We start from the raw sequence: 14,123 nt of genomic DNA, 5'->3' as shown, positions 1-14,123 counted from the left end.
CCAGCCATGCGGGACGCCTTGTCTGCCGACGACAGCGCCGTACTGGCGCGCCTGTGGTGCCGGCGCCAGCGGATGACGCCTGACGACATGGCGCTCGGCTATCACCTGGTGCAACGTGCCCTGACCGACTGCGTGCCGCCGGAGTTGAGCGTGCTTGGCGAGTCCCGGCAGGAGTTGGTGGCCCAGTTCATCTACCTCAAGGTGCTGCGTCTGGCGCCCTCGGGCAACGCAGGCGATGAGGGACAAGACGAGGTCCGGGCGGTTCGCAGCGGGCACAGCGCGCCATCCAGTTCTTTTGCCTTGTGCGCCTATTTTCGGCGCTACGTCATCGACTGCACGCGAGCGGTTGCGTATCGGCGCAGGGTGCCCTTGGGTGACAGCGACGAGTTGAACGACGCGCTGTTGGCTTCCCAGTCGGCTGCACCGCACACCGACGATGGGCGGGCAGCCCTGGCGGAGCACGGCTTGACCGAAGCCGCGGTGGCCTTGGCGGCGCGTCGCTTTATCCGCGATCTGCCTGCAGCCGAGCGCTTGCTGCTGAGCGAAGGCTTCGGTCAGGAGCGGCCTGGCGGCTTGGCCGGTGTGGCCACGCGCCATGCGATCGCCTCGTATCACTACCGTGCCGGACGGCTCGGCCTGGTGCATCGCCGCGCGGCCTTGCCGGCGGACTACCGTCGAACGTGGCTGGGAGCCTGGATCGAGCAGACTCTGGGCATTCCGATCGCGGCGGAGAACCGCCCTGTGATTGGCCATGTGTTTCAAATCCTTGCTGCAGAAGCGTCCTGGGTCTAGCGAGGTGTCCATGACCGATGTGACTCTTTGGCCTCCCCTCGACGAAGTTCGCCGGGCATTGGGGTTTGCGCGCGATCGCCCCGAAGAAACTGCCGCACAAGCGTGCCCCATCGGTGCCGTGCTCGACCGTGGATCGGTGGGCGCGCCCGGGAGCGACGATCTGCCCGACACGCTGCGCATGCTGGTCGAACGCCGTGTCGTCGTGGCCGCGTTGCCGACGGCCAAGCGCTGGAATTCGGGCGACATCGTGACGGTGGCGGCAGGAAAGGGCGTGCTGATGGGGGTGTTGCTCGATGAGCCCGCCGACAGTGTCGAAACCGGACAAGGCCGGCTCTGGCGCGGATGGCTCACGTGCGCCGAAACGGACTGGGCGAGTGCCTATGACGTGGTTCTGGAGCCGCAGGACGAACCCTTCGATCCCGCCGTCGGCGTTGTGCAGACCTGGAATTCGGTCTGGATCCGGGAGGCGCCAGCGTCTCGGCTGGCGCACCTGGCGGCAGCACGAGTGGCAGCCATCCGCGCAGTGCAGGATGAATTCACCAAGAGAGTCTCGGGTTTCGACACGGCTGCGGATGCGCAACCCGGCTGGATTGGCCTGCGCACCGTGGGGGGCTTCACGGTCCTGACCGGAACGCCCTTGGGCCAGGACGATCCGCGCGCCGAGTTTCGCGCCGCCTATCGAGCGGTCGGCGAGCGTTTGAGCGTGGGTAGACCTGCCACGAGGCTGGCGGCCGACGCGGTTGCAGAGTCACGCAAGCATCGAATCTGGCACTGGCTGAAGAGCGGCCTGACGAGGGGCACGCCGATCCGCATTGCGGTGGCCGGTGCCTGCGCAGTGATCTTGGGCGTGACGGTGCGGGGCCTGTACGAGGCGCCGGTTCCGCGAACCACGGTGGACGATGACGTGCGCTTTCGCTCTCTACCGACACCCGAGCTGCGCGCCGAGTTGAGTGTGCGCTGGCGTGATGCCGCCGACGCGCACGACATCGAAGTGTTGCTGCGCAGTTTTGGTGGCGAGGTCGTCGGTGGCCCCAATGCCGCTGGCCGCTGGCGTGTGCGCGTGCCAGATGTGGCCGCTGCCCAGCGTGCCATGCTGGCTTCGCCCCTGGTGGCCGAAGTGGGGGGGCCATGATGTGCTCAGCGGGGCATGAGCCGGGCATGCGCCGATGCCTGCGCTGGCTGCTGCACTTTCTGTTGCTGTTGCCGCTGCTGCTTGGTGGCGCCAACGTGGCAGCGGCGCGGCGGGCGCTGCTGATCGGCGTGTCCGAATTGCCGGGCCAGCCGGCGGCGAACTGGCTGCAGGCTCCGCGCAACGACGTGCGGCTGATGCAGCGCGCCTTGCTCGCGCAGGGCTGGCAGCCGAGCACCATCCAGACCTTGGCCGACGGCGTGCCCGGCGCCGGCTCGCCCGACATGAGCGCCATTCATGCGGCGCTCGGACACTTGCTGGCGCAATCGGTGCCGGGTGACTTCGTTTTGCTGTACTTCTCCGGTCACGGCGCCCGCGTCCTTGATTTTCACAAGCAGTATCGGGAGCCTGACGGTCTGGCCGAGATGTTTCTTGCGCGGGATGGTGCTTTGCGCGACGTCGAAATCGGTCGTTGGGTGCAGGCCTTTCTGGCGCGTGGGGCCTTCGTGTGGGCGGTATTCGACACCTGTTCGGCTGCTTCCATGACGCGCGGCGGCGCGGACACCAACCGGCCACCGATGCCCGAGGACGCAGCAGACGATCCCGTTCGCTTTCGCGGCCTGGAACTGGGCCAACTCTCTGCTGTTGCTCGCAAGAGGGCCCTTGCGCCCATCGACGTTGGCGTCGGGGCGAGCGACGACACCCTCTTTGTGCCACCGGCGCGCTATGTGGCCTTTTTTGCCGCCGAGAGCCATCAGACGACGCCCGAACTGCGGCTGCCGCGGGGGCAGTTTGGTGCCGAGACGCATGGTCTGCTGACGTGGTCGATCGCCGAAGCATTGCACCAAAGGCCTAGCACCTGGCGGGCGTTGTTCAACGACGTGTTGATGCGCTATGCGCCCGTCATCGACGAGTTGGAGCAGCGCTTTCCGACGCGTGAACTGCCTTCCCCGGTGGCCGAGGGTTCCCTGGACGTCCCCTTGTTCGAGAGCGTCGGTCCCGCGGCGTCGACCCAGCCCGCCTGGCCTGCGCGCCGGCAAGGCGCCGGCCTGGTTGTATCTGCGGGCCTGCTCGATGGTGTGCAGCCCGATCAGGCCGTGCGCGTATCAGCCATCCTGCCCGGCGGACGAGCGCAAGATGGGATCGCGACGGTGGACGCCGCGCGCGTGAGCAGCGCGCGCGTGCGCCTGCCGCCGGCGTTGCTGGCGCTGCCGGGCGGTACGTTCTGGCAGGCTACCCCGCTCGGGTTGCCCGACGCGGTCGCCTTGCGCATTCACGCTGGCGCCGACCTTGCCCGCCGGGCCCTGAGCGGCATGAGCCTGAGCTACCCGGCTTCGGTGCTTCTGGTCGATGCGCAGCAGCAGGCCGACTTGAGCGTCGAGGCGCACGGCGCGGAATTCATCGCCGCACCCGTGCAGGGTGGTCCTGCACGTCGCCTGCCCGATGCCGCCGCCCTGCGTCGCCACGTGGCCGACTTGGCGACACGGCGCTGGCTGATGCACCTGATCCAGGTGGTGAAGGCGGAACGCCCCGCGCCGCTGAAGGGTTTCGAGGTGCGTTTGCGGGATCTCGCTGGCACCGCACGCGACGGACAGGGCGAACCGCTGGCCGAGCGCATGACGCGTCCGTCGGAGGGTGCTGCGATCGAGGTCGAAAACCGCAGCGGCGGCTCGGTCGATCTGCTGATGGTCGGCTTGACCGCGGACGGTGGCCTCGCGCCCGTGTTCCCTGTCTCATCTGGCGAAACCAACCGTTTCGAGCGCGGTGATGCGACTGTCCCCGCGCGCAAGCGCTTCGCCTTGCCGAGCGCATTGACCGTCGGCGGCGGCGCGCTGCTGGTGCTGGCCACGCCGGCGCGGCCGCGCAGCCCGCCCCGGCTGTACGGCCTGTCACCACCGTCCATTGACGAACTGCCGGGCGTCGTGCGCCGCGGCGGTATCGAGCCGGACGGGTCGGACGCGGTCTTTGCCGTCCTGGCACGTTGGTGATGGCCAACCGCTGACTCTCGTACCCCTGCAACGACCCGAGGAGATTGATTCATGTCTTACTTCACCACCGTACCGAGTCCGCAAGAGTTGATCGATCTGGTGAAACTGTCCGTCGACAAGAGCAAGTACGACGTGATGGCCGTGATCGAAATTGGCGGCAGCCCGCTCAAGGGTGACTCACAGCGTCAATTCAGTGATGGCAAGCCGCGGCTGGATGTCGAAGCTTACCTGTGGGGTGTTGCGCAGCCCATAGACGTCAGTATGCAGGTAGTTGGGCATCGGCAAGCGGGGATTTTGTATTTGATTCGACGGTGTAACTCTGCGACCGCATCGATATTGAGCGCACTTGTAAGTAATTCGAAGGTAAAGGTCACTCTCGATGCCTATCGGGCGGGCGGTGGTGGCGACGTGCGGGTGATTGAGATCATTGTCGACGAGGCGCGCGTTGCGAAGCACTGTCTGTTCACGGATCAAACCCTCGGTCCGTGCGAGATGCTGGGCTTTGCCGGCAAAAAATTCGAAATCAAGACTTTTGCGCAGTTGAGCAGCGGCCTGGAGGGGCCGCAAGTCAGCTGCCAGCTCGATGCAGGAGCAGCGACATGAACGCGTCATCCCTGACCGCCGCCGAATGGCTGCACGAGGCGCAGCCCCAGCAAGCGTTGGCCGCGCTGACCGAGGAGGTGCGGGCGCGCCCCGGTGACAGCCGGCTGCGCGTCTTCATGGCCCAGTTGCTGTGCGTGCTGGGTCACTGGGAGCGCGCGCTCACCCAACTCGACGTGGCGGCCGAACTGGACGCGCTGGCGGTGCCGATGAAGCAGGTGTATGGCGATGCCGTGCGCTGCGAGGCCCTGCGCGCCGACGTGTTCGCCGGTTGCCGCACGCCGCTTATTCTCGGTGAGCCGCCGGCCTGGCTGGCTTCGCTGGCCGAGTCGCTGCGTTTGGCGGCCGCCGGCGAACGTGTTCAGGCTGAGGCGCTGCGCCAGCGGGCGTTCGATGCGGCGCCGGCCTTGCCCGGGCGGCTGGAGGGCACGGGTGGTGCCGAGTCCTTTCAGTGGATCGCCGATGCCGACATGCGGCTGGGGCCGGTGCTGGAGGCCTTCATCCACGGGCGCTACTACTGGGTTCCCTTCGAGCGGCTGGCGCGGGTGCGCCTGGAGGCGCCCGAAGACCTGCGCGATGCCGTGTGGATGCCGGCGCATCTGGACCTGCGCCCCGGCGGCGAGACGCTGGCACTGATTCCAACCCGTTATCCCGGCAGCGAAGCGTGCGCGACCGGCGCCCTGGCGCTGGCGCGGCGTACCGAATGGGTCGAGTGGGTGCCGGGTGTCTGGCACGGTCTGGGGCAGCGGGTGCTGGCCACCGATGGCGGCGAACACGCCTTGATGGATTTGCGCGAAATCGTGCTGGACGAGTCGCCTGCGGCCGCGCCGGACGCTGAAGCATGAGGTGTCGATCATGAACGTGAACGAAGTCGTGGCGCAGGACCACCTGCAGCCATCCTTGCTGGATCGACTGATCGATGACGAACCGGACAAGCTCAAGGAGGGCGACGACAAGCGCACGCTCACGCGCGCTGCGTTGCGCCAGGCGGTGTTGCGCGATCTGGGCTGGCTGTTCAACACCAGCAACCACGGCATCGCGCACGACGATCCGCGCTATCCCAACGTCGCACGCTCGGTCATCAACTACGGACTGCCTATGCTGTCTGGCCAGTTCACGTCCTCCATCCGGCGTGTCAGCATGGAGCAGGCGCTCAAGCAGGCGATCGTGCAGTTCGAGCCGCGAATCTTGGCGCACACACTGGAGGTGGAACTCATCATGGACGGCCCGGCCATCGAATCCCACAACTGCATCGGCTTGCAGATCCGCGGCATGCTGTGGGCGCAGCCGGTGCCGCTGGAATTCCTGATGCGCAGCCGCATCGATTTGGAGGAAGGACGCTTCGAGATCCAGGGCAACTCGCGCGGCACGAGTTGACCGGAGCATCCGCGCAAGGACGTCGACATGGACCCACGCCTTCTGGGCTTCTATGAGCAGGAGCTGCGCTACTTTCGCGAGAGCAGCGGCGAGTTCGCGCGGGCCTACCCGAAGATCGCGCGCCGCCTCGGTCTGGACGGCCCCGAGGTGGCCGACCCGTATGTCGAGCGCCTGATCGAGGCCAGCGCTTTCCTGTCGGCGCGCGTGCTGCTCAAGCTCGACGCCGAATATCCGCGCTTTTCGGCCCAACTGCTCGACGTCGTTTACCCGCACTTCATGGCGCCAACGCCGTCGATGCTGGTGGCCGAGTGCCAGTCCGAACTCGGCGACGGCGCCTTGGCCGCGGGCCCTGTTCTGCCACGCGGCAGCGCCCTGCGCGCGCGCCGCGTCCTGGGACAGAACACGCACTGCGAGTTCCGCACCGCACAGGATTTGCGTCTGTGGCCCTTGGAGCTGACCGAAGCCCGCTATTTCAGCTATGCGCCCGACCTGCCCCTGGCCAGTCACCCGCGCGCGCGCGCCGTGCGCGGCGGCCTGCGCCTGAGCCTGCGCACGGGCGGGGAGTTGCCGCTCGACCGCCTGGCGCTCGACGAGTTGGTGCTGTATCTCGGCGGCGGCGGCGACGACGTAGCTTGGCCCCTGCTCGAATGCGCGCTGGCCGATCCGCTCGGAGCCTTGCTCTGCCAAGCCGACAGTCCGCCCGCACGCGCGATCGGCGTGCTGGACGCCGAGGCCATCACCGCGGTCGGCTTCGAGACCGACGAAGCCCTGCTGCCGCCGGCATCGACCAGCTTCTCGGGTTACCGTCTGGTGCAAGAGTACTTTGCCTTTGCGCCACGCTTCCAGTTCGTTCGGGTGCGTGGCCTGCAGGCGGCCCTGAAGCAGGCTGCGGGGCAAGCGTTCGAGCTGGTACTGCTGTTCTCGCGCGCTCGGCCGGAGCTGGAGAAACTGGTGACCGCCGAGCACGTGCGCCTGCACTGCGTGCCGGCCATCAACCTGTTTCCCAAGCGTCTCGACCGCGTGTTGGTGACCGAGGGCGTAAGCCAATACCACCTGTTGGCCGACCGCACGCGGCCGCAGGATTTCGAGGTGCACAGCGTCACCGAGGTGGTCGGCCACCTCGCCGCAGCGCGCACCACCGACGATCGCGGCGAGCCAGGCAGTTCGGCGGAGCGCGTGCAGACTTTCCTGCCGTTCTATGCCGCGTTCCACGGCAGCCGCGAAGCTCATCCGGCCTACTACACCACCACGCGCGAGCCACGTCAGCTGTCGGCACGCCAGCGCAGCGACGGTCACCGCAGCAGCCACATCGGCTCCGAGGTGTACATGCAGATCGTCGATGCGCAGCAGGCGCCGTACGCAGGCGCGCTGCGTCAGCTTGCCGTGGCGGCACTGTGCACCAACCGGGACCTGCCGCTGATGCTGGCGGCCGGCAACGACACGCTGGACTGCGCGGACGCCGTTGGCGTGCGCCAAGTGCGCATCCTGCGCGGTCCTTCGCGCCCGTTCTCGCCCGTCGTCTCCGATGGCTTGGGCTGGCGCGTGGTCGATCACCTGGCGCTCAACGATTTGTCCCTGGCCGACAGCAGCCCGCGCGAGGGCGCAGCCGCCCTGCGCGAGATGCTGCTGCTCTATGCCGGCCAGGTGGATGACGCGCGCGCCGGGCAAATCCAGGGCCTGCTGTCGGTGGCTGCGCGGCCAGTGACGCGCCGTCTGCCGCTGGCGGGGCCGATCGCCTTCGGGCGCGGACTGGAAGTCACCTTGACCATCGATCCCGGCGCCTTTCACGGCCACAGCGCGTTCCTGTTTGGCGCAGTGCTGGCTGAGTATCTGGCGCGCCATGTGGAAGTCAACCATTTTGTCGAGACCGTGCTGCAAGCCAGCGGCGGCAGCGAAATCATGCGATGGAGGCCGCGATGCGGGACCCGGCCGATCTTGTAGCGGGCCTTCCCGAACTGCCGCAGCAGGCGCTCGCTCGGGTGACGCGGCAGGTGCAGGACTGGTCGGTCGAGCCGTGGACGATCGACTTTTTTGCCGCCATGCGCCGGCTGGAGGCGCTGGCCGCGCCCGCACCGCGCTGGGGCGAGGCGGCCTTGCCCAGCGCTGAGGCCCTGCGCGTGGGGGAGGCGCCATCGCTTGCGTTCGCGCCGGCCAGCGTGGCAGCGTTCGAGTCGTCGGCGCGCGGCGTGCCGGTGCCTCGGCTGCGCCAGTACTTTTTTGGTTACCTGGGGCCCAACGGGCCGCTGCCGATCCATCTGAGCGACCTGATCCGCGACCGCGTGCGCAACCAGGGTGATGGCACCTGGCTGGCCTTCCTCGACAGCTTTGGTCACCGCTTTGCCTTGCATTTCTACCGGGCCTGGACGCAGCCGCGCCCGGCGGTGGCGCTCGACCGGCCGGGTGACGAAGCCTGGCGTCGCTGGATCGGCGCCTTCGTCGGCATCGGCACGCCGGCGCGGCGGCAACGCAATGCAGTCTTCGACGATGCGCGCCTGCATTTTTCGGGTTGGCTGGCGCGCCGGGTGCACTGCAACGAGGGCATCGAGGCGGTGATCGGGCGCTACTTCGACGCGCCCGCGCGACTTGAGTCGTGGGTGGGGCACTGGCTGCCGATCGCTCGGGACGAGCGCACCTACCTGGGTGGCAATCGCATGGGCCAGGGGCGGCCGGGCGCCGATGCGGCGCAGCGCCTGGGCGGTGGCGCTGTGCTGGGTCGGCAGGTCTGGGACCGGCAGCACCGCGTGCGTCTGCGCCTCGGGCCGCTCAGCCTGGCCCGCTACCGACAGTTTTTGCCCACCGGCTCGGCTTTGCCGGCCTTGGGCGACTGGATGCGGCAGTTGCTCGGCGACGAGTTGCAGTGGGACTCGGAGCTGGTGCTGAAGAAGCAGGAGGTACCCCCGAGCCGCCTGGGGCAGACGGCAGGCAACGCGCCGCGCCTGGGCTGGGTGTGCTGGTTGGGTGAGCGTGCGCGCACGCGCGACGCGGCGGACGTGCGCGTGTCAGCCATCGTGCGGACCTTTGCGGCCGGTGTGCCGGCAGCCTTGGACTCGGCCCCCGCTGATTCGTCATCTCTTGCAGAGGAATTTGCCCCATGAGTGAAATCAGTCGCACCGCGCTGTTTGGCAAGCTGAACCCACTGGCCTACAAGGCCATCGAGGGCGCCACCGTGTTCTGCAAGATGCGCGGCAACCCCTACGTGGAGCTGGAGCACTGGATGGCCCAACTGCTGCAGAACCCCGAGAGCGACCTGCAGCGCATCGTGCAGCACTACGGGCTGGACATTTCCGTCTTGGCCAAGGACGTGACGGCGGCGCTGGATCGTCTGCCGCGTGGCGCCACCGCCATCAGCGACTTTTCGCCGCACATCGAGAATGCCATCGAGCGGGCCTGGACCTACGCCACCTTGCAGTTCGGCGAGGCGCAGGTGCGCACCGGCTACGTCGTGGTCGGCATGCTCAAGACCCCCAGCCTGCGCAACCCGCTGCTCTCGATCAGCAAGCAGTTCGAGAAGGTCAAGGTCGAGGATCTGGCCGACCATTTCGCCCAGATCTGCGATGCCTCGGCCGAATCAAGGATGCGTGCGCAGGACGGCACGGGCATGGGCAGCGGCGATGTCGGTGACGAGACCGGCGCCATGGCCCCGGCCGCGATGGGCAAGGGCGAGGCACTGAAGAAGTTCGCCGTCGACCTGACCGAGAAGGCCAGAAAGGGAGAGATCGACCCGGTCACCGGCCGCGACGACGAAATCCGCCAGATCGTCGACATCCTGATGCGCCGGCGCCAGAACAACCCGCTGCTGACCGGCGAGGCCGGCGTGGGCAAGACGGCGGTGGTTGAAGGCTTTGCCCTGCGCCTGGCGCGCGGCGACGTGCCACCGCAGCTCAAGGACGTGAAGCTGCTGTCGCTGGACATCGGCCTGCTGCAGGCCGGCGCCAGCATGAAGGGCGAGTTCGAGCAGCGCCTGCGCGGCGTGATCGACGAGGTGCAGGCCTCGCCCACGCCCGTCATCCTGTTCATCGACGAAATCCACACCCTGATCGGTGCCGGCGGTGCGGCCGGCACGGGGGATGCGGCCAATCTGCTCAAGCCCGCATTGGCGCGCGGCAACCTGCGCACCGTGGGTGCCACCACCTGGGCCGAGTACAAGAAGTACATCGAAAAAGACCCGGCGTTGACGCGGCGCTTCCAGGTGGTGCAAATCCTGGAACCCGACGAGGCGCGGGCCATCGGCATGCTGCGCGGTGTCGCCAGCGTGCTGGAGAAGCATCACCGCGTGCAGCTGCTCGACGAGGCGATCGAAGCGGCCGTCAAGCTCAGCCACCGTTACATTCCGGCGCGCCAGCTGCCCGACAAGGCCGTCAGCCTGCTGGACACGGCTTGTGCACGCGTGGCCGTGTCGCAGCATGCGACGCCCGCCGCAGTGGAGGACTGCCAACGCCGCATCGAGGCGCTCACCGTGGAGCAGGAGATCATCGACCGGGAGGCGGCCATCGGCATCGACGTGACCCAGCGCGCCGGCCAGGTGGGCACGCTACGCGCTGCAGCCGAGACCGAGTTGTCGGCCCTGCAGGCGCGCTGGCAGGAAGAGAAGACGCTGGTCGACCGCCTGCTCGAGTTGCGCGCCGAGTTGCGCGCCGGGGCGCAGCCGGTCGATTCATCGGGCACTATAAATTCAGAAGCTGCCGGCGCTGATGTACAAAGGGCTAAAGGCCAAAATGACTCGAAAAATCCAGCATCCGATCGCACCGCGATGCTGGCCGAGTTGCGCGATCTGCAGGAGCGCATCCACGCGTTGCAGGGCGAGTCACCGCTGATTTTGCCCAGCGTCGATGCGCAAGCGGTGGCCTCGGTGGTGTCGGACTGGACGGGCATCCCCGTCGGACGCATGGTCAAGAACGAGGTCGAGACCATTTTGCAACTGGCGGGCGCGCTCGGCCAGCGCGTCATCGGCCAGCAGCATGGACTGGAGATGATTGCGCGGCGCATCCAGACCAGCCGCGCGCGGCTGGACAACCCGGGCAAGCCGATCGGCGTGTTCATGCTCTGCGGCACCTCGGGTGTGGGCAAGACCGAGACCGCGCTGGCCCTGGCCGAAGCCTTGTACGGTGGCGAGCAGAACGTCATCACGATCAACATGAGCGAGTTTCAGGAGGCGCACACCGTCTCCACGCTCAAGGGCGCGCCACCAGGCTACGTCGGTTACGGCGAGGGTGGCATCCTGACCGAGGCCGTGCGCCGCCGACCCTACAGCGTGGTGCTGCTCGACGAGGTTGAAAAAGCCCACCCCGACGTGCACGAGATCTTCTTCCAGGTGTTCGACAAGGGCCGCATGGAAGACGGCGAAGGCCGGATGATCGACTTTCGCAACACCATCATCCTGCTGACCACCAACGTCGGCAGCGAACTGGTGATGGGCATGTGCAAGGACCCGGAGTTGACGCCCGCGCCCGAGGCACTGGCCGAGGCGCTGAAGGGGCCGCTGATGAAGGTGTTTCCGCCCGCGCTGCTGGGGCGCATGGTCACCATTCCCTACTACCCGTTGTCGCCCGAGGTGATGAAGCAGATCGTGCGGTTGCAACTGGGGCGCATCGCCAAGCGCGTGCAGGCCAACCATGGCGTTCCGTTCACGTATACCGATGCGGTGGTCGAGCAGGTTTTGGCGCGCTGCAATGACGCCGAGTCGGGTGGCCGCGTGATCGATGCCATCCTCACCAACACCGTCTTGCCGACCATCTCGGTCGAATACCTCCAGCGCCTGGCCGCGGGCGGCGCGATTGCCCGCGTCGCGCTCGACGTCCAGGGCGGCGACTTCAGCTACGCCTTCGACTGATTCTGGAAGCGCACCATGGCTGACGAACTGTTCAAGATCAAGGGCGACGCGCCCGCCGCGCCGGACTTCAAGTTCTGGAGCCTGCTCGGCCACGAGAGCCTGTCGCGCGCCTCATGCTATGAGCTGACGGTGCTGTCCGAGAAGAAGACCATCGTGCCAAAGGACGTGTTGGGCTATGCCTTTGACGTCGTCGTCAAGTTCCAAGACGCTGGCCAGGGCTGGCACGAACGCCATTGCCAAGGCCATGCCGTGCGCTTTCAGCGCTTGCGCCAGGTGGGACGCTATTACGAGTACCGCATCAGCCTGCGCTCGTGGTTCTGGTTGCTGACCAAGCGGCGCAATTCGCGCATCCTGCAGGACATGGCGGCACTCCAGGTGTTCGACGCGGTATTCGAGGACAGCCCCATCAAGCGCTTCAAGAAAACGAACCCCGAGTCGTTCACCGATACCCACAAGGAGCATCGGTATTGCGTGCAGTTCGAGGAGAGTGACCACGATTTCATTTCGCGGCTCATGGAGGAGGAGGGCATCTATTACTGGTTCGACGCCCACGATTCGCCAGGCACCATGCATTTGGCCGACACCAGCAGCGTGGCGCACCAGCCGCTGCCGGTCGAGGCCGTGCTGGAATACCAATCAACCGACCGCGGCGAGGTGCGCTTCAACCAGATCAGCGCCTGGATCGCCGGCAAGCGCTTCGAGACGGGCAAGTGGGCCGCCACCGACAGCAACTTCAAGCACATCCGGGATGACTTGACGGCCAAGATCGATGTTGCCGACCAGCATGAACTGGCGGATTTCGAGGAGTTCGAATTTCCGGGCGACTACTTCAACACCGGTGACGGCGACACCATCGCGCGCCGCCGGGGCGATGAGGTGCAGGCTCGGCGTGAGCGCCATTGGGCCATCACGCGCTGGCCCGACGTGGCCGCGGGATCGACCTTCAAGTACAAGGGTGATCCGGACGACAGTCGCAATGACGAATACCTGATCGGCTCCTGTACCTTCGTCATCAGTCATCCAGGTTATGAAGGCGCGGGTGACGGGTCCGCTGCGCCGCCGCGGGCCGTGTTCGATGAGATGCTGGCCGGTGACGCCTTTGGCCACGGCAGTCTGGATGCCCTGCGCGACATTGTCGACGGCACCCTGCTGCCGGCGGCGGGGGAGCGCGGCGTGCGCCTGTTCGTGCTGGGCGTGCAGCCCAAGTCGGTGCCCTACAAACCGCCGCGCCTGACACCGTCGAAGCGGATGCCGGGCCCCCAGTCGGCCATCGTGGTCGGGCCCAAGGGGGAGGAACTGCACGTCGACCAGTTCGGCCGCGTGAAGGTGCACTTTCACTGGGATCGGTATGACGAAAGTGACCAGAAATCCACCTGTTGGGTGCGCGTGTCGCAGCCATGGGCGGGCCAGGGCTGGGGCGGCTACTTCGCGCCCCGCATTGGCCACGAAGTGATCGTCGACTTCCTCAATGGCGATCCGGATCGGCCCATCATCATGGGCCGCGTTTACAACGACGATCAGCCCATCCCCTACGAGTCGCCCACGCAAAGCGGCTTCAAGACGCGCTCCACACCCAAGGGTGGCACCAGCAATTTCAACGAATTTCGCTTTGAAGACAAGAAGGGCAGCGAACAGGTCTATTTGCACGCCGAGAAAAACTACGACATCGAGGTTGAACTTGATGAAACACATCACGTGACTCATGATCGCAGCAAAAGAGTGGACAACAACGAGACCACGAAGATTGGGGTTGATCGCACCGAGACCGTTGGCAACAACGAGAGCATCACGATCGGTGCGAACCGCACCGAAATGGTTGGCGCGAATGAGGACATCACCATTGCCCTCTCGCGCACCGAGTCTGTCGGCGCAACAGAATCTGTCACCATCGGCGTGGCCCGCACGCATTCGATCGGCGCGACCGACACCTTGAGCGTGGGCGCTGCACGCACGGAAACCATCGGTGCCGCGTTTACCCAGTCCGTGGGCGGTACAGCGACCCAGACCGTGGGGGCAGCCTTCACTCAATCAGTGGGGGGGGCGATTTCGGTCACGTCGGGCGGCCCGACCACTTTTACCGCAGCGGGGGGGTTCACCGTCATCGCGCCGGGCGGAGTCAAGATCATTGATTTTTCTCTCGGTCAGATCGGGGGGCAAAACACGATCCTGTACGGGTTCCAATTCAACGGAACCGCCGTCAATACCGAGGCCAACGCGGTCAAGGTTGAAACCACGGGATTCGGCTCCTGCGCCGTTGGCTTCAAGAAGGAGGCTGTGGTGGCGGAGGTGTGCAACGGAACCTTGAAGGTCCAGCAATTGGCGGCGCTGGAAGCCCTGAGCAATGCAACGAGTATCGAGATGGACACGCTCAAGCTGTTGCTGTGAGGGACAAGTCTTGAGAATATCC

Annotated in this window: 10 protein-coding genes; all 10 read left to right on the top strand. The window is 66.5% G+C overall.

Annotated features, from left to right (window positions below; translation table 11 throughout):
- Window positions 1–18: 18 nt before the first annotated feature.
- The 10 genes from ACWHMB_RS13580 to ACWHMB_RS13535 are packed head-to-tail and all read left to right on the top strand — an operon-like array spanning window position 19 to window position 14,101.
- Window positions 19–792: a hypothetical protein gene (locus ACWHMB_RS13580; protein ID WP_377478961.1), complete on the top strand. Its 774-nt coding sequence runs from the start codon at window positions 19–21 to the stop codon at window positions 790–792.
- A 10-nt stretch (window positions 793–802) separates the two neighbouring features.
- Entirely contained in the window at window positions 803–1,924 is a 1,122-nt protein-coding gene (locus ACWHMB_RS13575; RefSeq protein WP_377478958.1) for a hypothetical protein, read from the top strand.
- Window positions 1,925–1,950: 26 nt separating this feature from the next.
- Entirely contained in the window at window positions 1,951–3,909 is a 1,959-nt protein-coding gene (locus ACWHMB_RS13570) for a caspase family protein (protein ID WP_377478955.1), read from the top strand.
- A gap of 51 nt (window positions 3,910–3,960) precedes the next feature.
- Complete coding sequence (locus ACWHMB_RS13565) at window positions 3,961–4,512, top strand: type VI secretion system tube protein Hcp (protein ID WP_377478952.1); 552 nt, start codon at window positions 3,961–3,963, stop codon at window positions 4,510–4,512.
- Window positions 4,509–5,354: a type VI secretion system accessory protein TagJ gene (locus ACWHMB_RS13560; RefSeq protein WP_377478949.1), complete on the top strand. Its 846-nt coding sequence runs from the start codon at window positions 4,509–4,511 to the stop codon at window positions 5,352–5,354. Before ACWHMB_RS13565 ends, ACWHMB_RS13560 begins: the two co-directional genes overlap by 4 nt.
- A 10-nt stretch (window positions 5,355–5,364) precedes the next feature.
- The gene (tssE, locus tag ACWHMB_RS13555) at window positions 5,365–5,886 is read left to right on the top strand and encodes a type VI secretion system baseplate subunit TssE (RefSeq protein ID WP_377478947.1); all 522 of its coding nucleotides are present in this window, start codon (window positions 5,365–5,367) and stop codon (window positions 5,884–5,886) included.
- A gap of 27 nt (window positions 5,887–5,913) precedes the next feature.
- Window positions 5,914–7,827 carry a type VI secretion system baseplate subunit TssF gene (tssF, locus tag ACWHMB_RS13550; RefSeq protein WP_377478945.1) on the top strand — a complete coding sequence of 638 codons (1,914 nt, stop codon included), beginning with the start codon at window positions 5,914–5,916 and terminating at the stop codon, window positions 7,825–7,827.
- Entirely contained in the window at window positions 7,803–8,981 is a 1,179-nt protein-coding gene (gene tssG / locus ACWHMB_RS13545) for a type VI secretion system baseplate subunit TssG (RefSeq protein WP_377478943.1), read from the top strand. The genes tssF and tssG overlap by 25 nt, the downstream gene beginning before the upstream one ends.
- Window positions 8,978–11,716 carry a type VI secretion system ATPase TssH gene (tssH, locus tag ACWHMB_RS13540; RefSeq protein ID WP_377478941.1) on the top strand — a complete coding sequence of 913 codons (2,739 nt, stop codon included), beginning with the start codon at window positions 8,978–8,980 and terminating at the stop codon, window positions 11,714–11,716. The genes tssG and tssH overlap by 4 nt, the downstream gene beginning before the upstream one ends.
- A gap of 15 nt (window positions 11,717–11,731) precedes the next feature.
- Window positions 11,732–14,101 (top strand): type VI secretion system Vgr family protein, encoded by a 2,370-nt coding sequence (locus ACWHMB_RS13535; RefSeq protein ID WP_377478939.1) that lies wholly within the window; start codon window positions 11,732–11,734, stop codon window positions 14,099–14,101.
- Window positions 14,102–14,123: the final 22 nt, after the last annotated feature.

It is taken from the genome of Ottowia pentelensis, assembly GCF_964341695.1.
Note: the sequence above shows the minus strand (reverse complement) of the source record. Positions and strands in the feature narration are given on the sequence as shown.